Raw genomic sequence first — 25,036 nt, forward strand, 5'->3', positions numbered from 1 at the left:
AGAGGGCCGCCCCCGAACATGTCGCAGCAGCCGGTGCAGACCGTTTCAGGCAAGCTCATACTGCTGATCAAGGCTGGCTATTGGCTGGCCCTGCTGATCATTGCGGCCATGGTGATAGCCTCCTTCATCCTGCTGCAGCAGATGATGGCCACCCAACAGCACAACCACACCTTGCTCGACATTGTCAGCACGCAAAAGACGCTGTCGCAGCGCATCGTCTTCCTTGCCAGTGCAACGGGTGCCGGTTCGCGCGACAAGCAGCCGGCGCTGGTCAGCGCACTCAAGCAGGCAACAGCGGAGTTCGAGACGAATTACGATCTGCTGCTCGAGCAGACGGGAGCCGATCCGCAATCGCCGGCCAAGTTAGACCCGAAGTCGATCGAAAGCGTCCTTTTCGCCAAGCCCTTCCACCTCGACTATTTCTCGATCGGGTTGATCGCCAATGGCGATCGCCTGATCTCGGCCTATGAATCGCGATTCACCGGCAATGGCGGCTACAAGGGCGGCGACGAGCGCGTCAATCTCGATGCCTCTGTCGCCAACGCGACCTTGTCGGGCTACGCCGCGCTTGGCCAACGCATCAGCGCCGACGCCGACGAGCGCTCGGAGAAGCTGCTCGCCCTCCATCGCACGCTGTTCTATGCCACGCTCGGCGTCATCATCCTGGTGGCGCTCTTCATCTTCAGGCCGATGTCGAACGCCATCCTGCGCAAGACGCATGAGCTGATCGACGCGCGCAATTCCATGGCCTTCATCGCGGTGCATGACGGCCTCACCGGCCTGCACAACCGCACCTTCCTGACCGATCATTTCGACACGCTGATCAAGGGCACGCACCGGCGTCGCGAACGTCTTGCCGTCGTCCAGCTCGACCTCGACCGGTTCAAGCAGATCAACGATACGCTCGGCCATGCAGCCGGCGACTATGTGCTGGTCATCACGGCGCAGCGCATGCGCGATTCCTGCCGGGCGTCGGATCTGTGCGTGCGCCTGGGCGGCGACGAGTTCGTCATGATCCTCGGCGGCGCCGGCGGCACCGAAGACATCAACATGCTCGCCCGGCGCATCCTGGCGCACATCAACGAGCCGATCGTTTTCCAGGGCACGACCATTCTCCCAGGCGCCAGCGCCGGCATCGCCGTCTATCCGATCGACGCCGACAATGCCCAGGACCTGCTGGTCCACGCCGATCTGGCGCTTTACTCCGCCAAGAAGCTGGGCGGCGGCAACTTCTCCTTCTTCTCCGAGGAGTTGCGCCGCGAGCTCGACTATCGCAAGCAGCTTGAGCACGACATCAAGGTCGCCATCGCGGAGCGGGCCTTCCAGGTCTATTTCCAGCCGCAGGTCTCGCTGACCAACGGCACTATCAGCGGCATCGAGGCGCTGGTGCGCTGGAACCATGCCGAGCGCGGCATGATCCCACCCGGCGAATTCATTCCGGTCGCCGAGAAATGCGGCTTCATGCCCGAGATCGGCCGCATCGTCATCACCAAGGCGATCAACGAGGCGGCCGAATGGAACCGCGCCGGGATTGCCTTCGGGCGGCTTGCCGTCAATGTTTCCGGAACAGAACTGCGCGAACACGATTTCGATGCGTTTTTGTTCGAGACGCTGGAAAAGGCCGGGCTGCCGCCGCAGAAACTGTCGCTGGAAATTGTCGAATCCGTCATTCTCGACGACGAAAAAACGGGCATCGCCGCCAAGCTGCGCCACATCAGGGCAGCCGGCGTGCATCTCGAACTCGATGATTTCGGCACCGGCTATGCTTCGCTCAGCCATGTCAACCCGAACGAGATCGACCGGCTGAAGATCGATCGCCGCTTTGTCCAGAACATCCATGAGAATGGCGACAACTCGAAGATCGTGCGCGCCATCACCGAACTGGCGCGTGGCCTTGGCATCTCGATCGTTGCCGAAGGCGCCGAAACCGAGGCCGAGCTCAATTCGCTGATGGCGATCGGCTGCGACCAGGTGCAGGGTTACTCCATCGCCTTCCCGATGCCGCACGACAAGGCGCTGGAATGGCTGACCGCCCGCATGCCGAAGAAAGCCAAGCTGACAGTGCTGCAGGGAAGCCTGGCGTAGGTACTGCCTTTTGTTTGTGCATGTCGTTGTCCCAAAACCGCTGCGCACTTTTGGGCGACATGCACCGGCTCGCCTTGACAAGCCGTTGTGGGCATGGCCGCCTGTCGTGATTGCAACCGGATATTGCGGGTGATGACACCGTTTCGGTTTGTCCTGGCGGCACTGTTGATCCTTGCGTTCCCCGCCCATGGCGCCGATCGCACCATCTATCTCACCTTCGACGATGGCCCGCTGAACGGCACAAGCAACATCCTCGATGTGCTGGAGGCCGAGCAGGTTCCGGCGACCATGTTCATGGTCGGCATGCATGCGCAGGCGAGCGCCGGCAACGGGGCGCTCGTCCGGCGTGCCAAGCAGCTTGCGCTGGTGACGCTCGGCAACCACAGCTACAGCCACGCCAACAACCGCTACCAGCATTTTTACGCCGACACCGAAGGGGTCGTCGCCGACATGATGCGGGCAAACGCCGTGCTTGGCTTGAAGCCCGTGGTGCATGCGCGGCTGCCGGGACGCGACGTGTTCAGGCTGCCCTCTATGTCGAAGAACGATACCTCGCTTGGCCTCGCCCAGGAGGGGCGAGAAGAACCCGACTACGAGTTTGTCGCGGCCTCGGGTTTCTATCTCTACGGATGGGACCATGAATGGGTGCACAAGGACAGCGGCGAGCCGGTGCAGAGCGTCGACCATCTGGTCAGCGAGATCGATCACCTGTTCGGCTACGGCCGCTTCGTCAAGCCCGGCAAGCTGATCCTGCTGATGCATGACGAGATGTTCCAGGACCGCTTCGACGGCAAGACGAACCTGACCGATTTGATCACCGCGCTGAAGCTGCGCCATTACACCTTTGGGACAATCCAGGGCTACGACGACTGAGCCGATGATCGGCGCGCACGCCTACCCTCCCACATTGCCCCGCAACGCTGCCAGCACCTGCGCGAACTCCGCCAGACGCTCGTCGGACAACCCCACGCGCAACCGCTTATCGAAGACAAGCGCGGCCTGGCGCAAGGTCTCGAACACCGCTTCTCCGGCCGCAGTCAATTCGACCAGGTGAACCCTGCGGTTGACGGGATCGCGGCGGCGCGTCAGCAGGCCCTGCGCCTCCATCGCGTTGAGGTGGTGGGTTAGCGTCGCCCCCTGGATGCCGATCATGCCGGCCAGCTCGCGCTGATTGGCAAGTTTGCTCGACTTGACCGACAGCAAGGTAAGCCAGACCGGCAACGTACCGCCGGCCTCGACCAAGGCGGCGTCGAAAGCCTGGGCAACCAGCTTGGCGGTTCGGCCGAGATTCATGCCGATTGGCGGGCGTTCGAAGGGTGTCATTACAGGACACTAGACGGTGTTTTCCGCAGAGGGAACTGGCTGTCTTTTATACATTGACATCTAATCATTCGATACCTAACTGTTTGCGACGGCAGACGCGAGAGGAGATCCGGTCATGCAGTATGTCTACATCGTCGTTATCGGCCTTCACGTCATGGCCGGTGTTTTCTGGGCAGGCACCACGATCACGCTGGCGCGCGATCCTGACATCCGGGTCGAACGCTTCATCCAGCCGCAGATGGGCGCGGCCGGCATGGTTTTCCTGACCGGAGCGCTGCTGTGGTACTTCTTTCACGGCGCCTATTTCGGCTCGACGGAAATGGTGCTGGCGCTTGGCATCCTTGCCGCTTTCGCCGCCGCCGGCGTGCTCGGCGCCATGGTCAGGGCGCCCAGCAGACGACTTGCCGGTGCGAATGCGGAAACCGAAACGCAACTGCGCGCCAGAATGGCAACGGGCGAACGCATTGCCGCCTGGTTGCTGGTCGTCACGGTGCTGTGCATGGCTGTCGCGAGGATGGTCTGAGACGCAGCACAATTTCACGGAATCGTACGTTGTCTGGCGACGAGCCAATGACGTGCGGGCGCGCGGTCAGACTGAGGTACACGGGCTCTCGTACGCAGGTCCGACCGCGCGCCACCGATCCTCGCGATAGCTGATTTCAGATCCGCAAGCCGAACCTGATGCCGTCATAGATGGCGGCATGGATGTTGCGCGAGGCGACCGCGTCGCCAATGCGGAACATCACAAAGCCGCCTTGCGGATTGCGGGCCGGAAAGATGTCGCCACCGCTCACCAGACGCTCATAGTCGACCGCGCCGCCATTCTTCGACAGCGGCTTCAGCGAGAGGTAGAGTTCGTCGAGCGGCAGCGTGCCATGCTCGACCACCACCTGGTCGACCCACCTTTCGCCGCGCCAACCGTCGGCAAAATCCGAGGCCAGCTCCGCGACCAGCTGATTGCCCTCGCGCCGCACCGAACGCAGCCGTGTGTTGATGGTGATGGTGACACCCTTTTCCTGGAAGGCACGCATGTAGGGCACGTGGTTCATGCCACCCATTTCCGGGGCAAAGAAGCGCTCCGGCGAAACAAGTTCGAGTTTCGAGCCGGCATTGGCGATCAGCTCGGCCGCGCCCATGCCCTGATGGCCGCCATTGTCGTCATAGAGCAGCACGTTTTCGGCGGGCTTGACGCTGCCGGCCATGATGTCCCAGCTTGAGGTGACAAGGTTGTCGCCCGCGGTCAGCGGCGGATTTTGCGGCAGACCGCCGGTGGCGACCACCACCACGTCGGGTGACAGCGCCAGAACGTCATCCTTCTCCGCCCAGGTGTCGTAGCGGATCTCGACGCCGAGCCGGTCGAGTTCAGCCAGCCGCCAGTCGATGATGCCGATCAATTCCTTGCGGCGCGGGTTCTGCGTCGCTAGTCGCACCTGGCCGCCGGCCTGGCTCGACGCTTCAAGCACCGTCACCTTGTGGCCGCGCTCGGCCGCCACCCGCGCCACCTCCAGCCCGCCGGCGCCAGCGCCGACCACGACAATTTTCTGTTTCGGCCCTTCTGTCTTGACGATGATGTGCGGAAGATCGGCCTCGCGGCCGGTCGCCGCATTGTGGACGCACAGCGCTTCGCCGCCTTCGTAGATGCGGTCGAGACAATAGGTGGCGCCCACACATGGGCGTATCTCGTGCTCGCGGCCCTCCATCACCTTTTTCATGATGTGCGGATCGGCGATGTGGGCGCGGGTCATGCCGACCATGTCGAGCTTGCCAGTGGCGATGGCGTGGCGCGCGGTGGCGACGTCGGAAATGCGTGCCGCGTGGAAGGTCGGGAATTTTGTCGCCGCCCTCACCTCGCCGGCGAAATCGAGATGCGGCGAAGAACGCATGCCGGCCACCGGGATGACCTTGGTCAGTGCCGCGTCGCTCTCGATCGAGCCACGGATGATGTTGAGGAAATCGACCTTGCCGGAGCCGGCCAGCCGCCTGGCGATCTCGACCCCCTCCTGTTTCGATAGGCCCTTGTCGAAGTCTTCGTCGGCGACCATGCGGATGCCGACGACGAATTTCTCGCCGACCGCCGCGCGCACGGCATCCAGCACCATGTTGGTGAAGCGCAGACGGTTGTCGAGCGAACCGCCGAACTCGTCGTCGCGCTGGTTGGTGGCCGGTGACCAGAAGCCGTCGATCAGATGGCCGTAAGCTTCGAACTCGATGCCGTCGAGACCGGCGGCCTGGCAGCGCTGCGCGGCCGAAGCATAGTCGGCGACGATGCGCTCGATGTCCCAGTCCTCGATGGTCTTGGGGAAGGCACGATGCGCCGGCTCACGCACCGGCGAGGCCGAGAGCACAGGCAGCCAGTCGGCCTTGTTCCAGCCGGTGCGACGGCCGAGATGGGTGATCTGGATCATCACCTTGCAGTCGTGCTCGTGGCAGGCCTCTGTGAGTTCGGCCAGCCACGGCACGATCCTGTCGTCATAGACGTGCAGATTTCCAAAGGCGGCCGGACTGTCGCGCGAAACGATCGCCGAGCCGGCGGTCATGGTCAGCGCCATGCCGCCCTTGGCCTTCTCGGCATGGTAGAGCCGGTAGCGCTGTTTGGGCATGCCGTCTTCCGAATAGGCCGGCTCATGGCTGGTCGACATGACCCGGTTCTTCAGCGTCAGATGTTTGAGCTGGTAGGGCTGGAGAAGCGGATCGTTACTCGTCATCGTCTTCCTGCTTTTTCAAATTGTGCTAATGAGCGGCAAATCCAAGGACAACCGCGATGATCGATACCAAAACCCTCACCCAGCTCGGCGCCCACGTCGAGACGCCACAGAGCCCCGAACAAGCGGTCCTGGAGACCGTGCCGTACACACGCGGCGACGGGCCGCCGGCAATCGTGCGCTTCACCTGCCCGGAATTCACCTCGCTGTGCCCGGTTACCGGCCAGCCGGATTTCGCCCATATCGTCATCGACTACGCACCCGATGCGGCCCTGGTGGAATCGAAGTCGCTGAAGCTGTTCATGACTTCGTTCCGCAACCACGGCGCCTTTCATGAAGACTGCACGGTCATGATCGGCCGGCGCATCGTGGCGGCAACCAAGCCGCTGTGGCTGCGCATAGGCGGCTATTGGTATCCGCGCGGCGGCATTCCGATCGACGTGTTCTGGCAGACCGGCGCGCCACCGGAAGGCAGCTGGCTGCCCGACACCGGCGTCGCGCCTTATCGCGGGCGCGGCTAGCTCGCCCATCATTCGCACTGATACTGGCTGAGTGCCCATTCGCCGGTCACCGACAACAGGTCCGTGATCTTCCAGTCGCCGTCGACCTTCTTGAATTTCCACTCCAGCCGGTGCGGATTGCCAGCGACAACGAAGGCGACGATAACCTTGGCCTGGTCGCCGTTGATCGCCTCGAGCGTCTTCAGGCTCTTGTCGATCTCGGCCTTGTCATAATCCGCATTGTCGAGCGCCATGTTGGGGTCGAGGCACTCGCCCTGCCCGGACTTGCGCAAGGCGTCGCTCTTGTCGAGAACGGTTTTGGCCGGGTCGATGAAATGGCTTCGCTGCGCCGGATCGATCTCCAGCCCGACCTGATCGTAAAACGGCCGCACCACCGCCGTCGGCGACCCGGGCTGGATGGGTGCCGCCGGCGCGGCTTCGGCTGGCGACCATCCAACCGGGGGCGTTGCCGGTTCCACCCCGGTTCCGGGCACATTTGCGGGCAGTGTCCCGCCGTCACCCGGCGCAGCGTCAGCCGGGGCGTTTGCCGGCGGCGCACCCAACAACCCTTGCGCGGCGGCGCCGCTCAGACCCACCGCCAGCAGGCACATGGTCGACAGTGCCAGGAACGGGCGAAGGGCCATCGCATCACTCCGGTGTCTGGCCGGCCATGCATTCCAGCGCGCTGAGCGTCCAGTCGCTGGTCTTGGAGGCGATGTCCGATATCTTCCATTTGCCGTCGATCTTCTTGAGCGACCAGACCATTTCACGTTTGGAATCGTCGCCTTCCGAAAAAGGCTGAAGGACGCTGTAACCTCTGCGTTGTCGCCATCCAGCTTCTCAGACAGTTTCAGCGTTTTCGAGACGGCTTTCTGATCGAAATCCTGGGCGTCGAGACCTGGATCGAAATCGATGCAGGCGACCTCGTCCGGGTTCTTTTTCGTTGCCTGGTCGTTCAGGTCGAACAGTTTCGTCACCGGCTCGGTGAACCGATCCCGATATTGTTCGTCGGCCTCGAACTTGACCGCCGGAACATAGAAGAACTTCACGGCGTTGGACGCCGGTCCGGCAAACGCGGCCGCCGGCATGGCTATCGAAAGGGCGGCAACGAGCACTGTCCGTCTCATGCAGAATCTCCGGCTTTTGATGGCTTGAGCCTATCAACACCACGCATCCTGCATATCGGCTTTTTTGCGACTCATGAAGTCCCGCAGCGCCTCGTTTCAGCCGTCCAGCCAGACGTTCTGGAGATCCATCTCGAAGGTCTGGTGGACACCGTAATTCTTCACCTTCTTGTTCATGTGGCTGAAGAGCTTCTGCCAGAACGGCTGCACAATGACGCCCGAATCCTGCAGGATCTGCTCGACGTCCTTCATCACCTCCTTGCGCTTGGCCACGTCGATCAGCGAAAGCGCCTGTTTGAGCTTGGCATCGAAGTCTGGGTTGGAATACGCCGATTCATTCCAGGCCTCGCCGGTGCGGTAGCCGAGCGCCAGCACCTGGACGCCGAGCGGGCGCATGTACCAGATCGTCATGGAATAGGGATATTTCGTCCAGTCGTTCCAGAAGGTCGAACCGGGCAGCACCGTGCGCTTGACCTTGATCCCGGCATCGCGCAGCTGGCCGGCGATGGCGTCGCCCGTGTTCTTCTGCCAATCGTCCTCGACGGTGATCAGTTCATGCTCGAAGTCGGCCTGTCCGGCTTCCGCCATCAGCTTCTTGGCGCCGGCCGCGTCGCGTGTCTTCTTGGGCAGCGGGTAGTATTCCGGGTGGATCGGGGCGACGTGGTGGTTTTCACCTGGCGTGCCTCGCCCGGCATAGCCAAGTTCGAGAACCGCATTGTTGTCGACGGCCATTTGCAGGGCGTTGCGCACCCGCTGGTCGTCATAGGGCTTGTGGGTGATGTTGGTGCGGGCAACCAGCGTCGTCGCCGTGGCGACCTCCGATTTCACCAGACCCATCTTGTCGAGGATGTCGATGAAGTCGGCGGGCGTCTCGAAATTGAGGTCGATCTCGCCGGAGTCGAATGCATTGATCGAGGCATTGAAATCCGTGCCGTAGTCGATGAATTCGACACTGTCGAGCGGCGCTTCACCGCCCCACCATTTGCCATTCTCACGGCGCTTGACGACCGCCTTCTGGCCGACATCGTAAGAGACCAGTTCGAACGCTCCCGTGCCGATCGGCTTCTTGATCGGGTCTGCGCCATAGGCATCGAAGTTGCGATGCACGACGAGCGCCGGATAGTCGGTGAAGTTCGGGATCAGCGAGATGTCGGGCTCGCTCAGCTTCAGCTTGACCGTGTTGTCGTCGACCTTGGTGATCGCGCCGTCCCTGGCCTTGCCGGTCTTTGCGTCGATCAGCGCGCCGACACGGGCGGCCATCGAATTGCCGGCGACGCCCTTCTCGCACCAGCGCGTCAGATTGTAGGCAACGTCATCGGCGTTGAAAGCATCGCCGTTGTTCCAGGTGATGCCCTTGCGCACATGCAGCACATATTCAGTGGCGTCGTCGTTGATATCCCAGCTTTCGAGCAGGACCGGCTCGAATGTGAATTGTCTGGTGTAGCGGACCAGCGGCTCCAGCCAGCAGCGCGAAATGTTGGCCAGTTCGACCCAGTCGTAAGTGCGCGGATCCTTCTGCCCTTTCACCGACATCGAGACGCGCAGCGTTCCGCCTTTCTTCGGCTCCTCGGCCAAGGCCCGATCCGGCACGGCAAGGCCGATCATGCCATAGGCAAGCGCGGTCGATGCGCCGAAGGCGCTTGCCAGCGCCAGGAACTCGCGCCGGTCCATGCTACCCGCGCGGGCGTCTTGCGCCATCGCCTTGATAGCGCTCGGCACGCGATCGCCACTGCTTCTGAAGAATGTCATTTTTTCCTCCGCTTTTTTCCTTGTTCGATGCGTGGCGTTGATCGCCCTTCTCGGATGCTCAGTACCAGGCGTCCGCCATCTCAAGCTTTTTACGGCCCATGAAGTCCTGCAGTGCCTCGTCTATGTCAGGGTCCAGCGGCGGTGCCTGGTATTCGGCCAGCGCCTTCTTCCAGCGCCGGTTGGCGCGAATGGCGGCATCTTCCGATCCGGCAGCCTCCCACTTCTCGTAAGGTTCGTTGTCGGCGATCTCGGAATCCCAGAAGGCCGTCTCGTAATTGGCCAAGGTATGGGCCGAACCGAAGAAATGGCTGCCGGGACCAACCTCCCTGAAGGCGTCGAGCGCCAGCTGGTTGTCGTCGATCTTCACCCCGTCGAGATAGGTGTGCAGCGCGCCGCAGAAATCGGCGTCCATGACGAATTTTTCGTAGGACATCGACAGAAGGCCGTCGAGGAAGCCGGCCGAATGCAGGATGAAATTGGCGCCGCAATGCACGGCCGCCAGCATCGACATGGTGCCTTCGTTCATGGCGTGCGCGTCGGGCAATTTCGAGGTGGTGAAATTGCCGGAGCAGCGCAGCGGCAGGTTCAGCCGCCGCGCCAGTTGCCCGATGACCATCGAGCCGATCGCCGGCTCCGGCGTTCCGAAGGTGGGCGAGCCCGAACGCAGCGACATCGATGATAGGAAATTGCCGAAAATGACCGGCGCGCCGGGCCGTTCGAGCTGGGTCAGCGCGCAGCCGGCCATGGTTTCGGCGAGCGACTGGGCGATGGCGCCGGCATTGGTCACCGGGCCCATGGCGCCGCCAAGGATGAACGGCACAATGACAGCCGCCTGGTTGGCGCGGGCATAGGCGCGCAGCGCCGTCGTCATCGTCGCATCCCAGACCAGCGGCGAATTGACGTTGACATTGCCGAGGATGACGCAGTTCTTGTCGACAAAATCCCGGCCGAAGACGATGCGCGCCATGTCGATCGAAATCCTCGGCGCGGCTCTCTGCCGTCACCGAGCCCATGAAGCCGCGATCGGAATACTTGATGTGGCTGTAGACCATGTCGAGATGGCGCTTGTTGACCGGCACGTCGACCGGCTCGCAGATGGTGCCGCCGGAATGGTGCAGCCAGGGCGAGGACTGCGCCAGCTTCACGAAGTTGCGGAAATCCTCGATCGTGCCGTAGCGGCGGCCCTTGTCGATATCCATGACGAAGGGCGAGCCGTAGGCCGGCGAGAAGACGACGCTTTTGCCACCGATCTCGACCGAATTGGCCGGAATGCGGGCATGCTGGGTGAAGCTCGCCGGCGCCGTCTTGAGGATCTCGCGCAACATGCCCGGCTCGAATTTGACCAGCACGCCGTCGATCGACGCCCCTGCCCGCTTCCAGTGCGCCAGGGCCACTGGGTCGTCGCGGAACTCTATGCCGATCTCGGCCAGGATCCGGTCGGCGGTCGCCTCGATACGAAGCAGGTTCTCTTCCGACAGGATGTCGTAGGTCGGGATGTTGCGCACGATGTAGGGCCGGCTGAGCCCTTCCGAGCCGTGTGAACGCAGTTCACGCCGGGCGATGCGGCCACCACCGCGCTCACGCCGCTTGGCGGGTTCGATTGTCGTCTCGGCGGCCGGTGCGTTCATGGAGCCTCCATCTTGTTCCTGAGGACAATCTACGCAGACAAAATGGGGATGTGACGCTGGAAAATCCTGATCTCTTGTATAAGCTGGGCTTATGCGAAGCCTACGCCACCTCTTGCCTTCCGCCGGCAGCCTGATCGTCTTCGAGGCCGCCGGGCGCCTGTCGAGCTTCACCGCCGCCGGGCGTGAGCTCGGCATGACGCAGGCCGCCGTCTCCTATGCCGTGCGAGGACTGGAAGAACAGCTTGGCGCCAAGCTGTTCCAGCGCCGTCACCGCCAGGTCATCCTGACCGAGGCCGGCGAGCGCTTCCATGCCGACGTGTCGCTCGGCCTGTCGCATATCCGCAAGTCGGCGGAGGATCTGCGCCTGCAGGCGACCGGCGGCCATGTGACGCTTGCCGCGTCGACCGCCTTCGGCTCCTTCTGGATGATGCCACGCCTGCAGCAGTTCCGCGACGAACTGCCGGGCATCGACCTGCGCATCCAGACCGCCGACCGCGACCTCGACATCATCGCGGAAGGCATCCCGCTCGGCGTGCGCGGCGGCGAACCGCGGGACTGGCCGGACTATCACTCCTTGCCGCTGGCCGACGAGGAGATCTTTCCCGTCGCCGGCACCAGCTATGCGGCTAAGTTCGGCTTGCCCAAATCCGCTGCGGAACTGGCCACGCACCGGCTCATCCATCTGGAAGAGCCGTATCGCGAGGCCGCGAGCTGGGACGAATGGTTCCAGTCGGCCGGCGCCAGTCTCAACGATACCGCACGCGGCCTGCGCATCAACGACTATGGCCTGGTGATCCAGGGCGTCATGGAAGGGCAAGGCATCGCGCTTGGCTGGCGGCACCTTGCCGAGCGGCTGCTGGCATCCGGCCTGCTGGTGCCGGTGACGGATCATGTGCTGAGGACGGGCAAGGCGTTCTATGTCGTCTGGCCGAAGAACCGGGAGCTTAGTGAGAATGCGCGCAAGGTGCGCGACTGGCTGGCCGCGCAGGCTTGAGGGGCAGTGCCTCCCAGTCCCTTGGAAGTCGGCGGGACAGCACCCCCCTCTGTCCTGCCGGACATCTCCCCCGCAAGTGGGGAGATTGGCAGTTCCAACCTCGCCGCCCTTCCTGCAGCGCTGAAGATTGGCGAAAGCCGTGGCGACATCCGATCTCCCTCCTTGCGGGGGAGATGGCCGGCAGGCCAGAGGAGGGTGCTGGCCCGCCAGCATCGAAAGCTTCCGCACGAGCTACGAATCCGCCTATAGTGGTTCCATGCCCATTCGCCAGCTTTCCGACACGATGATCAACCAGATCGCCGCAGGCGAAGTCATCGAGCGTCCGGCAAGCGTGGTCAAGGAGCTGGTCGAGAACGCGCTCGATGCCGGTGCCGGCAAAGTGGAGATCGTCACCGCCGGAGGCGGGCTCAACCTGATCCGCGTCACCGATGACGGCTCCGGCATCCCCGAACCGGAGCTGGCGCTGGCGATTGCGCGTCACTGCACGTCCAAGCTCACCGAGGATATCAACGACATCCGCTCACTCGGCTTCCGCGGCGAAGCGCTGCCGTCGATCGGCTCGGTGTCACGGCTGTCGATCCGTTCGCGTACGGCCGCCGGCGACAGTGCCGCCGAGATCGGCATCGATGGCGGCCGCGTCTTGCCCGTGAGGCCGGCGGCAGCCAATCGCGGCACCACGGTGGAGGTGCGCGACCTGTTCTTCGCCACGCCGGCCCGACTGAAATTCATGAAGGGCGAGCGCGCCGAAAGCTCGGCGACCAGCGATGTGATCAAGCGCATCGCCATCGCCTTCCCTGCCGTGCGCTTCACGCTGGCCGGCTCGGACCGCTCGACGCTGGAACTGCCGGCGACCGACGACAGCGCGGCAGGCAGCCTGCGTCGCGTCGCCCAGGTGATGGGTGCCGATTTTCCCGACAATTCCATTGCCATCGAGGCGATGCGCGAGGGCGTGCACCTGACCGGCCATGTGTCGATCCCCTCCTTCACCCGCGCCAATGCGCTGCAGCAATATGCCTATGTCAACGGCAGGCCGGTGCGCGACAAGCTGATCGCCGGCGCCATTCGCGGTGCTTATGCCGACGTCTTGCCGCGCGATCGCCATGCGGTGACGGTGCTGTTCCTGTCGCTCGATCCGGCCATCGTCGACGTCAATGTCCATCCGGCCAAGGCCGATGTGCGTTTCCGCGATCCCGGCCTGGTGCGCGGGCTGATCGTCGGCGCCATCCGCCAGGCGTTGGCCGATTCCGGCATCCGTTCAGCGACGACGGGTGCTGCCGGCATGATGGCGGCCTTCCGGCCCGGCGCCGCATCCTACGGTCACGGCGGCCCGGCAAACGGCCACCGCAGCTACGACGCAGCCTACCGCGCGTCAGGCCCGTCCGGCTTCGACCCGGCCCGGTCGCCGCAACGACCGCTCGACAGGGGTTTCGAGGGCGCGGGCTTCGAGCATCGTGGTTTGCGTGAGAGCGAGCAGGCAGCGTTCGATGCCGGCCCGCAGCACAGCGCCGATGCGCGCGCCGGGCAGGATGAGGCGGCCGAGACGTTGCTTGGCGCGGTGCTGGGTGCGGCGCGTGCGCAGGTGCATGAGAACTACATCGTCGCCCAAACCAGGGATTCCCTCGTCATCGTCGACCAGCATGCGGCGCATGAACGGCTGGTCTACGAAGCGCTGAAGAATGCGCTGCATTCGCGCCCCGTGCCCTCGCAGATGCTGCTTCTGCCTGAAATCATCGACCTGCCGGAAGAGGATGCCGAGCGGCTTGCGCTGCATTCGGAAACACTGGCCCGCTTCGGCCTCGGCATCGAGCGCTTCGGCCCGGGCGCCGTCGCCGTGCGTGAGACGCCGTCGATGCTGGGCGAGACCAATGTCGGGCAATTGGTGCGCGACCTCGCCGACGAGATTGCCGACAACGACACGGTCGACACGCTGAAGGAACGGCTGGACAAGATCGCCGCGACCATGGCTTGCCACGGCTCGGTGCGCTCCGGTCGCCTGCTCAAGGCCGAGGAAATGAACGCCCTGCTGCGGCAGATGGAGGCAACGCCCGGCTCCGGCACCTGCAATCACGGCCGCCCGACCTATATCGAGCTCAAGCTGGCGGACATCGAAAGGCTGTTCGGGAGGCGGTAAGCAGACCTATTGAGGTTTGCGCCAAGCACCCCCCACCCGGACCTTCGGTCCGACCTCCCCACAAGGGGGAGGTAGGGCGCCGAGCTTTTTTCCGCATCTCCACAAGAGCGCTTTTATGCAGAGTCGGCGCCGCGCTTCCTCACCCTCCCCCTTGTGGGGAGGGTCGCTGCGAAGCAGCGGGGTGGGGTCCGACAAGAGCCGCTTTCAGCGGCTCTTGTCGCGTCAAGGAATACCCCCAACCCTCTGACTTAACGCTTCAAATTCACCACGATGACGCCGCCAAGCGCCAGCGCGCCGCCGATTATGCCAAGCAGCGTAGGCACTTCGCCCAGCCAGAAGAAGCCGATCAGGGCAGACATGGGCGAGACCAGATAGAGGAAGTTCGACGCACGTGCGGCCGGCAGACGCGACAGCGCGGTTGCCCAGGCGGCATAGGCGATCAGGCTGGGCACGATGCCGAGAAAGATCACAGCGCCTAGGCCGGCGGCGTCGGCAACCGCTGCCTGCGCAAAGCCGCTCGGCAGGAAGGGCGACAGGCAGAGTGCGCCGAGCACCATGTTGGAAGCTGAAATGGTCAATGGATGATGGCGGGCAAACAGCGGCTTCTGGACGATGGTGTTGACGGCCGAGCACAAGGCCGAGCCAAGCACCAGGAGAGCGCCGGTGTTAAAAGACAGGCCCTGCCCGTCGGCCATGGCGATGATGCCAATGCCTGCGAAGGAAATCACGGTGCCTGCCCAGGCCATGCCCGAAAAACGCTCGCCAAGCAGCGCCATTGCCATGATGGCGGTGAAGATCGGGCTGACATTGATGATAAAGCCGGCGGCACCGGCCGAGACGGTCAGTTCGCCGAAATTGAGCATGACGGTGTAGAGCGCGACGAAGATGGCGCCGCCAAAGACCAGGCGCCACACTTCGTCCAGCCTGGGCAATGCCGGGCGCTTGACGGCGAGGAAGATCGCCGCCGGCACGGCGGCAATGGCAAAGCGCAACGCACCCAGTTCCAGTGGTCCAAAAGCGGCGAGGCCGGCGCGGATCGCCGGAAAGGCAGAGGCCCAGCCAACCACCGTCAGCGCCACGGCGATGGCTGCCGTGGTGTCCATCCGCTGTGTCGAATTCAACGTGCCCGTCATCGCGCTCATCTCACTGTCCTCGTGTTCTTCCGTCTCGAGGTGCAGAAAACGCCATTTCAGGCCAGTTGACAAACGACCAAATCGAGGATCACCTGTGACTATGGATCACAGCTCCGACACAATGGTACCACTTGAAACCTTGCGCGCCTTCGATGCGGCGGCGCGGACAGGCAGCTTTTCGGCGGCGGCCGAAAAGCTCAACATCACCCACGGCGCCGTCAGCCGGCAGATCGCCAAGCTCGAGGACTGGCTGGGGTTGAAAGTGTTCGATCGCGGCGCGCGTGGCGTCTCGTTGACGATCGAGGGCAACAGGCTGCATCTGCGCACGGCGGAAGCCTTCGCGCTGATATCTACCCATTCCGACCGCTGGGTCGAGCCGCGCGGCACGGCGGTGGTGCGGCTGACCTCGATCCCCTCGGTCAGCGGGCTGTGGCTGATGCCGCGCATGGCGGCGCTGGAGAACAATCCCTCCAAGCTGCGCATCGTGCTCGACGTCGATATCCGTCAGGCCGACCTTGCCGATGAGGGCATCGATCTCTCTATCCGCTGTGGCCGCGGGGGCATTCCGGGCCGCATCTCGGTGCAGCTTTTCGAGGAACATGTCTTCCCCGTCGCGTCACCCGAGCTTGCCCGCGAGATCGGCCGCGGCGACCCTGCCCGGCTGCTCAAATATCCGCTGATCAACGATTCCGACGCGTCGGCCTGGCGCGCCTGGTTTGCCGCGCAAGGCATGGACTACCGCCCGCGCCCGCAGGACCGCCGCTTCGAGGACTACAATCTGGTGCTCGACGCCGCTGCCTACGGGCTCGGCATCGCGCTGGCGCGCCCGCCGCTGACCGAACATCAGCTGAAGTCGGGCCGCATCACTCCCGTCGACGAGCGCACCGCGCTCAATCCGGTATCCTACTGGCTCGACCGGCCGATGGGACGGCCACGTGCCGCCGCGGCGGAACTGGCGCGCCGTGTCGCGGTGCAGGCAGGGCTGGCGCCGGAAAAGATGGAGGCCTTCATCGAGGCCGAGCGGTAGGCCTTCCGCCCGGCACATCCCAAAACCCAGCCGCTTCGAAGCTCAGCGAAGCAACAACAGAACAAACCCCAGGACCACGGTTCCCAGCAAACCGGCCATTGTCGAAACGAAGCCGATTTTCACCAGCAGGTGCTCGGGGTTCGGCGCCGCACCGCCACGGGATTGATTGGCCGGCCAGTGCCGGCCCGCTGGCGTATCCAGGGCGGCAGCGCTGCGCGGGACCGGAGCCTGCGGCGGGATAAGCGAGAGCAATGACAACCCCGCAACCCTGGCGGGGGCATTGTCATTGGCCGTTGCCGAAGGCGGCAAGACGGCTCGCTGCGTTTCGGCTTGCGGCTCTGCCTTTCTCGCCACGGCCGTTGCCAATGCCGCCTCTTCTCCCGTCTCGAGCTGGGCAAGGTAGGCCTCGACGATGCCAGCCGACGCGATCTGTTGCGATTTGACGACCATCGGCGCCGCCGGCAAAGCCAACAATGCCGGCGCTGTCTGTTGCGCAAGCATGGACGGCGCAGGCGGCTGGACCAGCGCCTTGACCAGTGCCGTCATGGCTGGGTCGGCCTTTGCCGACGGCACGGCCTGGGGCGTCATCGTTTCCCTAAGCAAGGCGGCAAGGCGGGCGGAGGAAATGTCCATAGTGCCCCGACATCAGCATTTTTCTCCCCAACAATAGGGGGGCAGCATTGTCTCAGGCTTGTCACATGCTTGACCTCGCCGGGAATTTATGGCGATGAAATCCCCATGAACCTCGGCGTCCCCGCATGATGAACCGTTTCGAAGGCCCCGGCGGCAAGGAAGCCCGCATCCGCTACCTCGATGGCGACTTCCAGGTCACCAGCCCCGGCGCATTCGTGCGCTGCGCGGTGACCGGGGAAAACATCCCCTTGGATGAGCTGAAATACTGGAGCGTCGCCAGGCAGGAGCCTTACGTGAACGCCACCGCTTCGCTGCGCCGTGAAATCGAGATGCATCCGGAGCTGCGTAAGCGGGGCTAGTTGTTTTGACGCAATTCCCAAGGGAAAGCGCTATGCGCTTTTCCCGGGAAAACCGTTTCACACTTTTCCTGGAATTGCTTTAGCCCTTCAGCTTGCGCTGGCGCCAGGCATCGAGCGTCTCGCCGATGATGCGCTCGGGAACATTGTCGAGCTCGAAAACCGTGTCGATCTCCAGCACCTCGAGCCGGTCGAGAAAGTCCTGCGAGGCGCCATGGCGCAGCCGGGCGGCGTCCTTGGCGGTGGTGATGAGGCCGAGGCTTTCGGCGCGCGCAGTCGCCGCCAGTTCGGCGAGCTCGTCCTCGGCGTAGAAATGATGGTCCGGAAAGGGTTTGGAGAGAACCACCTCGCCGCCGGCCTCGCGCACCGTGTCGAAGAATTTGTCGGGATGGCCGATGCCGGCGAAGGCGAGGAACCGCTTGCCGGCAAACCCCTGCTTGCGGCTTGGTTCAGTATGGGCTTCGAAGATCGCCCGGCCGGCGCGGGCCGCCTGGCGCACCACCGCATCGGCGGCGGTGCCCTCGCCCATCTTCAACAGCCCGCTGGTGAAAACCAGCTGGTCGACGACCCTGGCGCGGAGCGGACCGCCCGGAATGACGCGGCCATTGCCGATCCCATAGCGCGCATCGACGACGACCAGCGCGTAGTCGATGTGGATGCGGGCGCTCTGGAACCCATCGTCCATGATCAGGAAATCGCAGCCATGCCGTTCCAGCAGCAGCCGGGCGCCGGCGGCGCGGTTCGGCGTCACCGCCACCGGCGCGTGTTCGGCCAGCAGCAGCGGCTCGTCGCCGACATGCCTGGCGCTGTCGTGATGGATATCAACGACATGCGGCTCGGCAAACGAGCCGCCATGACCGCGCGACAGGAAGCCGGGTTTCAGATGCATGCGCTTGGCCTGTTGGGCGAGCGCGATGGCCACGGGAGTCTTGCCGGTGCCGCCGACGGTGAAATTGCCGATGCACAGAACCGGTGCCTCGATCTTCTCGCGCTTGGCCCGCCGCATGCCGCGACCGGCGGCGGCCGCGTAGATGGCCGATAGCGGCGACAGTGCCAGGACCCGCCAGTCCGGCTCTTCCCACCAGAATGGTGGTGCTTCGGAAGCCACGCTAGCGCCCGTTCGCGCCCTTCAGGCGCGACTTGACGACCAGCGGCTGGATGTAGGGCTCAAGCGATTTCAGCGTGCGCGCCAGCGCACCGCGCATCTCGTCGACGGTCGCCACACCCGCCGCCATCATCTCGTGGCGCGCCACTTCGTTGGTCAGGAGGAAATTGACGGCGCCGGCCAGCATGTCGCGATCGCGCACCAGCTTGGCGCCGCCGCTGTCGAGCAAACGCTGGTAGGCCTCGCGAAAATTCTGCACATTGCGCCCGGCGAGAACCGCCGTGTCGAGCATGGCCGGCTCCAGCGGGTTCTGGCCACCCTCGGAGGTCAGCGAGCGGCCGACGAAGGCGATTTCGGTCAGCCGGAGATAGAGCCCCATCTCGCCGATCGTATCGCCAAGCAAGATGTCGGTGTCGGCAGCGATCCTGTCGCCCTTGCTGCGCCGCGCAACCTTCAGGCCCATGCCGGAAATCTGTGCCGCAAGCGCCTCGGCGCGATCGGGATGGCGCGGAACGACGATCGTCAGAAGACCATGGTGACGCTTGTGCAGCGTCGCGTGGACTTCCGCGGCGACCACCTCCTCGCCGTCATGGGTCGAGATCGCCGCCCAGGTCGGGCGCGCGCCGATCTGCCGCCGCAGCGTTGCCAGCGCCCGTTCGTCGACCGGCGGCGGCGAGGTATCGACCTTGAGATTGCCGGACACGGTGACCGGCCGCGCGCCGAGCGCGAGAAACCGCTCGCCATCGACATCCGACTGCGCCACCACATGAGCCAGGTTCTCGAACAACGCCTCGGCGATGTTGGCCCGTTTCTTCCACGACTTGAACGAGCGGTCGGACAGCCTGCCATTGACCAGCACCTGCGGCACGCGGCGCGCACCAAGCTCGAGGATGGTCATCGGCCAGATCTCGGATTCGGCGATGATCGCCAAATCCGGCTGCCAGTGATCGAGGAACCGGCTGACTGCCGGCTTGAGGTCAAGCGGCACATATTGGTGGATGATGCGATCGCCGAGCCGCTCGTCGGCAACCTGCGCCGAGGTGACCGTGCCGGTCGTCAGCACGATGTTGACACCATAGTCGAGAATGCTTTCGACCAGCGGCACGACGGCTATTGTCTCACCGACGCTCGCGGCATGGATCCAGATCACCGGCCCGTCGGGGCGCGCGCGACCGGCGACGCCATAGCGCTCGCGGCGGCGGTTGCGGTCTTCCTTGCCCTGCGAGGTGCGCCAGGCGACATAGGGTCCGACCAGCGGATAGGCGGCGGCACCGGCAAAACGATATGCCGACAGCATGGTTCGCGCCCAGAAACCGCTCATCGCGGAGCATCCACGAGACGGTAGGCCTCGGCGGTCGCGGCGTTGAGCGCGACGGTCACTTCCTGGCGCTTGCGCTCCATTTCGGCTTCATCGGCGCCGGCCGCCACGAAGATCGGCGTGCCAATGACGATCGACGAGCGGCCGAACGGCAGGTTTATGGTGGTCTTGTCCCAGCTCTTCTCCAGCACCTTGCGGCGGCTGGTGGTGATGGCGACAGGCAGCAACGGCCGACCGGAGAGCCGCGCCAGCAGAACGATACCAAGTCCTGCGTCTCGCGGCGTACCATGCGGGATGTCTGCTATCATGGCGACGTTCTTGCCGGCACTGAGCGACTTTTTCAGGGCGATAAGCGCTTTTGCCCCGCCCTTGTCGAGATGCCTGGCGTTTTCACGCCCACCCGAACCGCGCACCGCCTCGATGCCGAATTTCTCCAGCATCAACGCGTTGAGCTCGGCATCGGCGCTACGCGAGACCATGGCGACCAGCGGCTTGCGCTTGGGGTAGTAGGCTGGCGTCAGCAGATGCTGGCCGTGCCACAGGGCGATGATGCCCGGCTCGAACTCGGTATAAGCCCCGCCTGAAAACCGCGCCGATCCTTCGACGAGGCGATTGGTGAGGCGCACGAACCGGACGAACTGGGCGAACAGGCTGGCGATGGCGTTCTTGACGAATCGTGACTGCGCCAGCGGTTGGCGAATCTTGCGCCAAAAGGCCTTGGTCGTGCGGCTGCGTCCCCTGCCGGTGGGGGCGGCCTCGCTCGCTGGCCCTTTCGCCAGATCATGCTCCATCGAAGTCAACCGGCAGCCTTGTCGTCGGGGTCGAGCAGCCGGTGCAGATGAACGACGAAATAACGCATGTGGGCGTTGTCCACGCTGGCTTGCGCCTTGGCTTTCCACGCCGTGTGCGCGGATTGATAGTCGGGATAGATGCCGACAATGTCGAGCCCGTCGAGATCGCGGAATTCGGTGCCGCCAAGCTTCTTCAGTTCGCCACCGAACACCAGATGCAAAAGCTGTTTCTTTCCGTCTTCCGCGGCCATGTCGGTCCTTCACATATCGTGAGTTTGTGACAGGTCTAGACCAAAGCCGCCGACTTTGGAACCTTTAGAGCGAGATGAATTCATCTCGCACGGGAAAACGCTTTCACGCATCCAGCCCAGCGATGACGCCGGCGAGCACGGCCAGCAATTCACCGCTGCCGGCGGCAAGCGCACCGTGGCGGGTCACTTCGCCCGCGTAGAGCGGGGCGCGACCATGCTGGTCGAGCAATTGGCCGCCGGCTTCGCGAAGGATGAGATCGGCCGCAGCAATGTCCCAGTCATGCGCGTTCGGCTTGACGAAAGTGGCATCCAGCGCGCCATTGGCGATCATGGCCAACCGATAGGCGAGCGAAGGGCTGTAGGGCGCCCGCTTCAGCCGCGCCTGCCATTCGGCCGGCATCAGGTCTGTCAGCTGCTTCAGCCCGGAAATCTCGGCCGTATCCCCCAGCTTGCGCACCGCGATGCGTTTGCCGTTGCGGAAGGCGCCCTGGCCAGGCAGCGCCCAATAGGTCTCCTCCATCGCCGGGCATTCCAGCACGCCGGCCAGCGTGCGGCCCTGCTCGACGACGGCAACGCTGACGCACCAGGTGCGCTGGCCTTCCAGGAAACCGCGCGTGCCGTCGATCGGGTCGACGACGAAGGTGCGGCGTGCCGAAAGCCGAACCGGATCGTCGACTGTCTCTTCCGACAGCCAGCCATAGTCCGGCCGCGCTGCCAGCAGCGTTTCGCGCAGATAGGCGTCGGCGGCATGGTCGGCCTCGCTCACCGGCGACGTGCCGCCCTTCATCCAGACTTGTGGGCTGTTGCCGAAGTAGCGCATGGCGATGACCCCTGCCTCGCGGGCGGCATCGCGCAGCAACGGCAAGTCTTCGGTGGCCCCGGCAGTGATGAGGTCATGCTCCGGCAAGGGTCATGCCTTCGATCAGGAGCGTCGGGGCCGCGGTGCCGAAATTGCGGTCGAGATCGCTTGCCGGCACCATGTTGAGGAACATGGTCTTCAGGTTCGAGGCGATCGTGACCTCGGCGACCGGATAGGCCAGTTCACCATTCTCGATCCAGAAGCCCGAGGCGCCACGGCTGTATTCACCGGTGACCATATCGACACCCTGGCCGAACACCTCGGTGACGTAGAATCCGGTCTTGAGCGATTTGATCAGCTCTTCCGGCGACCGCTCGCCAGGCTCGATGGCGAGATTGGTGGAGGATGGCGAGACGGAAGAACCGCCGCGCGCGCCGCGCCCATTGGTGACGAGGCCCAGTTCCCGCGCGGCCGATGTCGACAGGAACCAGTGGTTGAGTACGCCCTTCTCGACCATCAACAGCTTTTCGCCTTCGACGCCTTCGCCGTCGAACGGACGCGAGGCCTGGCCACGCAGCCTGAGCGGCTCGTCGGTGACGGTGATGGCGGACGCAGCCACCTGCTTGCCCATCATGTCGCGCAGGAACGAGGTCTTGCGCGCGACCGAGGCGCCGTTGATGGCGCCGGCAAGATGGCCGGCGATGCCGCGCGCGACACGCGGGTCGAACACCACGTCTACCGGTCCGGTCGCCGCCTTGCGCGCGCCAATGCGGCGCACGGCGCGTTCGCCGGCCTTGCGGCCAATATCCTCGGGCGCATCGAGATCGGCAAAATGCTGGCGCGAGGAGAATTCATAATCGCGCTCCATGCCCGTGCCCTCGCCAGCGATGACGCTGGCCGAGCGCGAGAAACGCGAACCCACATAATGGCCGAGGAAGCCGTGCGAGGTGGCCAGCACCAGACCACCCAGGCCGGCACCGGCGCTGGCGCCGGCCGAATTGGTCACGCCCTTGACGGCAAGGGCGGCCGCTTCCGCCGCCAGGGCTGCCTCCTTCAACTGGTCGGCCGAGACTTCGGTGGCGTCGAACAGGTCGAGATCGCGCGTCTGTTTGGAGAGCAATGCCGGGTCGGCCAGCCCCTGATAGGGGTCCTGCGGCGACACCTTTGCCATCGCCACGGCGCGCTCGGCCAGCACCTTCGGATCCGAGGCCGCTGTCGCCGAGACACTTGCCACCCGACCGCCGACGAAGACGCGCAGCGCGACATCCTCGCTCTCGGACGATTCGGTGCCCTCGACCTTGCCGAGACGCACCGACACGCCGGTCGAGCGGCCGCGCACAGCCACCGCGTCGGCGGCATCGGCGCCGGCCTTTTTGGCAGCCTCGACCAGAGCCGCGACGCGGTCGGTCAATTTTGCTGCGTCTGATATATCGGTCATGCCTGAAATCCTGCTGGTGCGGCCGGCGTCTGGCCGCTGCCCACCCATCTATTGTTCCGGTCCGGCTTGTGCAATGGCATAGGCTTCAATCAAGATGCAGGGTTGACGGTTCAAATCGCGAACTGTCGCATCGCAACCTGGCCCTATCGCCCGCTCGGAGCATTTTCGATGACGCCTTTCCATCTCGCCTTCCCGGTCCGTGATCTCGATGAAACCCGCGTTTTCTATGGCGAGGTGCTGGGCTGCGCGATCGGCCGCTCGTCGGCGACCTGGGTGGACTTCGACCTGTTCGGCCACCAGATGTCGGCGCATCTGCGGCCGCAGGCCGCACAGGCGCCCAGCGACGGCAAGGTCGACGGCATTGTCGTGCCGATCCCGCATTTTGGCGCCGTGCTCTTGATGGACGACTGGCAGCGCCTGGCGACGCGACTGGAGGCGCGCGACGACATCGACTGGCTGGAACGGCCGATGGTCCGCTTCAAGGACGAGCCCGGCGAACAGGCAACACTGTTCATCCGCGACCCCTCGGGCAATGCCTTGGAATTCAAGGGCTTTCGTTCGCTGGAGCAGGTTTTCGCGCACTAAATCAGGACGCAGGCACCGGCCGATCAACGACCGAAACGATCCGCCGCAAAGGGTGCGAGGCGCGCGGGATCGCCGCGTCCGCCGATCAGGTCCGCGACCAGCCGCGCCGTGATCGGGGCGAGCGTCAGGCCGAGATGGCCATGACCGAAAGCATGGATCACCCGGGAACTGCCGTATGAAGGGCCGATGACCGGTCGGGAATCCGGCAGGGACGGCCGGAAGCCGAGCCATTGCGACGACGGTGAGCCGAGCTTGGGAAAGATTTGCCTGACGCCACGGTCGAGCAGCGCCAGCCGGCGCGGATTTGGCGGCGCGGTGAGCCCGCCGAGCTCTACGGTTCCGGCGACCCGCAAGCGGCCAGTCATCGGCGTCAGGTAGAAACCGAGATCGACGGGGCAGACCGGCCTGGTCAGCAGCGGCGCGTCGATCTGGAATTCCAGGTGATAGCCGCGCTCGGTCTCGAGCGGAATCCTGTCGCCGGCTTGCGCAGCCAGCGCGCGCGAGCGCGCACCGGCGGCGATCACCACCGTACCCGCCTTGATGCGAAAGCCGGGGCCGCGGAGCTGGACACCGCCTGCCTCGACCTGCAGCCCGGTAATCTCAGCTTGCGTCACCGACACACCACGGGCGGTGGCTGCGCCCAGCAATCTCTGCATCACCGCCTTCGGGTCGGTGACATTCATCGAATCCGGGAAGTACAGCCCACGCGTCCCGCTCGCCGGCAGGCCGGGCTCGAGTGCTGCCACCTCGTCGGACTTCAAAATCTCCTGGTGAATGCCGAAGCCGGCGCGCATGGCCCGGCCACCGGCCCCGGCGGCAAAATCACTTTCGCGGCGATAGAGGTAGAGGCAGCCATTGCGGCGCAGCAGACCGCCGAGGTCGGCCGCCCCAGCCATTTCCTCCCAGGCCGGCAAGGCGTCGGCCAGCAGTCCGGCAAGCGCCAGCGCATTGGCCCGGGTCGCCGCCGGCAGCGATTGCCGCATGAACCGGACCAGCCATGGCGCCAGCTGCAGCAGTGCCGGCCAGCGCAGCGAAAACGGGCTGTCGGGATTAAGCAGCAGCTTTGGCAAAGCGCGCAGCACGGCAGGCGTGCCGACCGGCATGCAAGCGTATTCGGCAATCGTTCCGGCATTGCCTGATGAGGCGCCGGAGCCAGGCTCGTTGGGGTCGATGAGCAGGACCTCGCGGCCATCCGCGGCAAGGCGGAGCGCCGTCGCCAGCCCCACCACGCCAGCGCCGACAATGGCGATTTCAACGGTTTCCTGTGCTGCCACTGCTGGATCTTCCCGATTGACCTTGAAATCCCGTACCGATCATGTGGTCTCTTGGTTCGGGGTCAGGGTCCAGCCTTCATCCCTGAAATC

22 protein-coding genes and 2 pseudogenes are annotated in these 25,036 nt (G+C 64.4%); 9 read left to right on the forward strand and 15 right to left on the reverse strand.

The annotated features are described in order from the left end of the window. Positions 1 to 18: 18 nt before the first annotated feature. Positions 19 to 2,085, forward strand: coding sequence for an EAL domain-containing protein (locus HB777_16500; protein ID QND65338.1), 2,067 nt, complete (start codon positions 19 to 21; stop codon positions 2,083 to 2,085). A gap of 129 nt (positions 2,086 to 2,214) precedes the next feature. Next, on the forward strand, positions 2,215 to 2,958 hold the full coding sequence (locus HB777_16505) for a polysaccharide deacetylase family protein (GenBank protein ID QND65339.1): 744 nt from the start codon (positions 2,215 to 2,217) through the stop codon (positions 2,956 to 2,958). 21 nt (positions 2,959 to 2,979) lie between these two features. On the opposite strand, the gene HB777_16510 is transcribed toward HB777_16505, so the two are convergent. After that, positions 2,980 to 3,408, reverse strand: coding sequence for a winged helix-turn-helix transcriptional regulator (locus tag HB777_16510; protein ID QND65340.1), 429 nt, complete (start codon positions 3,406 to 3,408; stop codon positions 2,980 to 2,982). A 115-nt stretch (positions 3,409 to 3,523) separates the two neighbouring features. On the opposite strand from HB777_16510, the gene HB777_16515 reads away from it, so the two are divergent. Further along, complete coding sequence (locus HB777_16515) at positions 3,524 to 3,931, forward strand: hypothetical protein (protein ID QND65341.1); 408 nt, start codon at positions 3,524 to 3,526, stop codon at positions 3,929 to 3,931. A gap of 136 nt (positions 3,932 to 4,067) precedes the next feature. Here the strand turns inward: HB777_16515 and HB777_16520 are convergent, their stop codons facing one another. Continuing rightward, positions 4,068 to 6,113 (reverse strand): NADH:flavin oxidoreductase, encoded by a 2,046-nt coding sequence (locus tag HB777_16520; GenBank protein QND65342.1) that lies wholly within the window; start codon positions 6,111 to 6,113, stop codon positions 4,068 to 4,070. A gap of 56 nt (positions 6,114 to 6,169) precedes the next feature. Here HB777_16520 and queF point away from each other — a divergent pair, with 56 nt between their 5' ends. Further along, the gene (gene queF, locus HB777_16525; protein QND65343.1) at positions 6,170 to 6,631 is read left to right on the forward strand and encodes an NADPH-dependent 7-cyano-7-deazaguanine reductase QueF; all 462 of its coding nucleotides are present in this window, start codon (positions 6,170 to 6,172) and stop codon (positions 6,629 to 6,631) included. An 8-nt stretch (positions 6,632 to 6,639) separates the two neighbouring features. Here the strand turns inward: queF and HB777_16530 are convergent, their stop codons facing one another. The 4 genes and pseudogenes from HB777_16530 to HB777_16545 all read right to left on the reverse strand — a co-directional run bounded on the left by HB777_16530 (position 6,640) and on the right by HB777_16545 (position 11,111). Further along, a complete protein-coding gene (locus HB777_16530) occupies positions 6,640 to 7,254 on the reverse strand; it encodes a hypothetical protein (GenBank protein QND65344.1) in 615 nt (204 codons plus the stop codon). Positions 7,255 to 7,258: 4 nt separating this feature from the next. After that, positions 7,259 to 7,737, reverse strand: a pseudogene (locus HB777_16535) (DUF3828 domain-containing protein). A 96-nt stretch (positions 7,738 to 7,833) separates the two neighbouring features. Further along, the gene (locus tag HB777_16540; GenBank protein QND65345.1) at positions 7,834 to 9,483 is read right to left on the reverse strand and encodes an ABC transporter substrate-binding protein; all 1,650 of its coding nucleotides are present in this window, start codon (positions 9,481 to 9,483) and stop codon (positions 7,834 to 7,836) included. 58 nt (positions 9,484 to 9,541) lie between these two features. Beyond that, positions 9,542 to 11,111, reverse strand: a pseudogene (locus HB777_16545) (trimethylamine methyltransferase family protein). Positions 11,112 to 11,202: 91 nt separating this feature from the next. Between HB777_16545 and HB777_16550 the strand changes: the two are divergent. Continuing rightward, positions 11,203 to 12,105, forward strand: coding sequence for a LysR family transcriptional regulator (locus HB777_16550; protein QND65346.1), 903 nt, complete (start codon positions 11,203 to 11,205; stop codon positions 12,103 to 12,105). A 256-nt stretch (positions 12,106 to 12,361) separates the two neighbouring features. Then, the gene (gene mutL, locus HB777_16555) at positions 12,362 to 14,236 is read left to right on the forward strand and encodes a DNA mismatch repair endonuclease MutL (GenBank protein ID QND65347.1); all 1,875 of its coding nucleotides are present in this window, start codon (positions 12,362 to 12,364) and stop codon (positions 14,234 to 14,236) included. Between the two features lie 248 nt (positions 14,237 to 14,484). Here mutL and HB777_16560 read toward each other — a convergent pair whose 3' ends face one another. Continuing rightward, positions 14,485 to 15,378 carry a DMT family transporter gene (locus HB777_16560; GenBank protein QND65348.1) on the reverse strand — a complete coding sequence of 298 codons (894 nt, stop codon included), beginning with the start codon at positions 15,376 to 15,378 and terminating at the stop codon, positions 14,485 to 14,487. Between the two features lie 112 nt (positions 15,379 to 15,490). On the opposite strand from HB777_16560, the gene HB777_16565 reads away from it, so the two are divergent. After that, positions 15,491 to 16,396, forward strand: a complete 906-nt coding sequence (locus HB777_16565; protein QND65349.1) for a LysR family transcriptional regulator — start codon at positions 15,491 to 15,493, stop codon at positions 16,394 to 16,396. A gap of 42 nt (positions 16,397 to 16,438) precedes the next feature. Here the strand turns inward: HB777_16565 and HB777_16570 are convergent, their stop codons facing one another. Further along, a complete protein-coding gene (locus HB777_16570; protein ID QND65350.1) occupies positions 16,439 to 17,029 on the reverse strand; it encodes a hypothetical protein in 591 nt (196 codons plus the stop codon). Between the two features lie 125 nt (positions 17,030 to 17,154). Between HB777_16570 and HB777_16575 the strand changes: the two genes are divergently transcribed. Further along, positions 17,155 to 17,388: a DUF2093 domain-containing protein gene (locus HB777_16575; protein ID QND65351.1), complete on the forward strand. Its 234-nt coding sequence runs from the start codon at positions 17,155 to 17,157 to the stop codon at positions 17,386 to 17,388. Between the two features lie 79 nt (positions 17,389 to 17,467). Here HB777_16575 and HB777_16580 read toward each other — a convergent pair whose 3' ends face one another. The 6 genes from HB777_16580 to HB777_16605 form a co-directional block, all read right to left on the reverse strand. After that, positions 17,468 to 18,493 (reverse strand): tetraacyldisaccharide 4'-kinase, encoded by a 1,026-nt coding sequence (locus tag HB777_16580; GenBank protein QND65352.1) that lies wholly within the window; start codon positions 18,491 to 18,493, stop codon positions 17,468 to 17,470. A 1-nt stretch (position 18,494) separates the two neighbouring features. Next, complete coding sequence (locus HB777_16585; GenBank protein QND65353.1) at positions 18,495 to 19,811, reverse strand: 3-deoxy-D-manno-octulosonic acid transferase; 1,317 nt, start codon at positions 19,809 to 19,811, stop codon at positions 18,495 to 18,497. Further along, a complete protein-coding gene (locus HB777_16590; GenBank protein ID QND65354.1) occupies positions 19,808 to 20,599 on the reverse strand; it encodes a DUF374 domain-containing protein in 792 nt (263 codons plus the stop codon). The genes HB777_16585 and HB777_16590 overlap by 4 nt, the downstream gene beginning before the upstream one ends. A gap of 5 nt (positions 20,600 to 20,604) precedes the next feature. Further along, positions 20,605 to 20,850, reverse strand: a complete 246-nt coding sequence (locus HB777_16595) for a DUF4170 domain-containing protein (GenBank protein ID QND65355.1) — start codon at positions 20,848 to 20,850, stop codon at positions 20,605 to 20,607. Between the two features lie 103 nt (positions 20,851 to 20,953). Further along, positions 20,954 to 21,757 carry a 3'(2'),5'-bisphosphate nucleotidase CysQ gene (locus tag HB777_16600; GenBank protein ID QND65356.1) on the reverse strand — a complete coding sequence of 268 codons (804 nt, stop codon included), beginning with the start codon at positions 21,755 to 21,757 and terminating at the stop codon, positions 20,954 to 20,956. Continuing rightward, entirely contained in the window at positions 21,744 to 23,087 is a 1,344-nt protein-coding gene (locus tag HB777_16605) for a TldD/PmbA family protein (protein QND65357.1), read from the reverse strand. The genes HB777_16600 and HB777_16605 overlap by 14 nt, the downstream gene beginning before the upstream one ends. A 168-nt stretch (positions 23,088 to 23,255) precedes the next feature. Here HB777_16605 and HB777_16610 point away from each other — a divergent pair, with 168 nt between their 5' ends. Further along, positions 23,256 to 23,672, forward strand: coding sequence for a dioxygenase (locus HB777_16610; protein ID QND65358.1), 417 nt, complete (start codon positions 23,256 to 23,258; stop codon positions 23,670 to 23,672). 23 nt (positions 23,673 to 23,695) lie between these two features. Here the strand turns inward: HB777_16610 and HB777_16615 are convergent, their stop codons facing one another. Then, on the reverse strand, positions 23,696 to 24,946 hold the full coding sequence (locus HB777_16615) for an FAD-binding oxidoreductase (GenBank protein QND65359.1): 1,251 nt from the start codon (positions 24,944 to 24,946) through the stop codon (positions 23,696 to 23,698). Positions 24,947 to 25,036: the final 90 nt, after the last annotated feature.

This window comes from Mesorhizobium loti, from assembly GCA_014189435.1.
GTDB classification, from domain to species: domain Bacteria; phylum Pseudomonadota; class Alphaproteobacteria; order Rhizobiales; family Rhizobiaceae; genus Mesorhizobium; species Mesorhizobium loti_G.

Excerpts from the sequence above, each read along its gene's own strand:
- HB777_16500 (QND65338.1), top strand. The coding sequence starts at position 19 with ATGTCGCAGCAGCCGGTGCAGACCGTTTCAGGCAAGCTCATACTGCTG.
- HB777_16510 (QND65340.1), bottom strand. The coding sequence starts at position 3,408 with ATGACACCCTTCGAACGCCCGCCAATCGGCATGAATCTCGGCCGAACC.
- HB777_16515 (QND65341.1), top strand. The coding sequence starts at position 3,524 with ATGCAGTATGTCTACATCGTCGTTATCGGCCTTCACGTCATGGCCGGT.
- HB777_16520 (QND65342.1), bottom strand. The coding sequence starts at position 6,113 with ATGACGAGTAACGATCCGCTTCTCCAGCCCTACCAGCTCAAACATCTG.
- queF (QND65343.1), top strand. The coding sequence starts at position 6,170 with ATGATCGATACCAAAACCCTCACCCAGCTCGGCGCCCACGTCGAGACG.
- HB777_16530 (QND65344.1), bottom strand. The coding sequence starts at position 7,254 with ATGGCCCTTCGCCCGTTCCTGGCACTGTCGACCATGTGCCTGCTGGCG.
- HB777_16540 (QND65345.1), bottom strand. The coding sequence starts at position 9,483 with ATGACATTCTTCAGAAGCAGTGGCGATCGCGTGCCGAGCGCTATCAAG.
- HB777_16550 (QND65346.1), top strand. The coding sequence starts at position 11,203 with ATGCGAAGCCTACGCCACCTCTTGCCTTCCGCCGGCAGCCTGATCGTC.
- mutL (QND65347.1), top strand. The coding sequence starts at position 12,362 with ATGCCCATTCGCCAGCTTTCCGACACGATGATCAACCAGATCGCCGCA.
- HB777_16560 (QND65348.1), bottom strand. The coding sequence starts at position 15,378 with ATGAGCGCGATGACGGGCACGTTGAATTCGACACAGCGGATGGACACC.
- HB777_16565 (QND65349.1), top strand. The coding sequence starts at position 15,491 with ATGGTACCACTTGAAACCTTGCGCGCCTTCGATGCGGCGGCGCGGACA.
- HB777_16570 (QND65350.1), bottom strand. The coding sequence starts at position 17,029 with ATGGACATTTCCTCCGCCCGCCTTGCCGCCTTGCTTAGGGAAACGATG.
- HB777_16575 (QND65351.1), top strand. The coding sequence starts at position 17,155 with ATGATGAACCGTTTCGAAGGCCCCGGCGGCAAGGAAGCCCGCATCCGC.
- HB777_16585 (QND65353.1), bottom strand. The coding sequence starts at position 19,811 with ATGAGCGGTTTCTGGGCGCGAACCATGCTGTCGGCATATCGTTTTGCC.
- HB777_16590 (QND65354.1), bottom strand. The coding sequence starts at position 20,599 with ATGGAGCATGATCTGGCGAAAGGGCCAGCGAGCGAGGCCGCCCCCACC.
- HB777_16595 (QND65355.1), bottom strand. The coding sequence starts at position 20,850 with ATGGCCGCGGAAGACGGAAAGAAACAGCTTTTGCATCTGGTGTTCGGT.
- HB777_16605 (QND65357.1), bottom strand. The coding sequence starts at position 23,087 with ATGACCGATATATCAGACGCAGCAAAATTGACCGACCGCGTCGCGGCT.
- HB777_16610 (QND65358.1), top strand. The coding sequence starts at position 23,256 with ATGACGCCTTTCCATCTCGCCTTCCCGGTCCGTGATCTCGATGAAACC.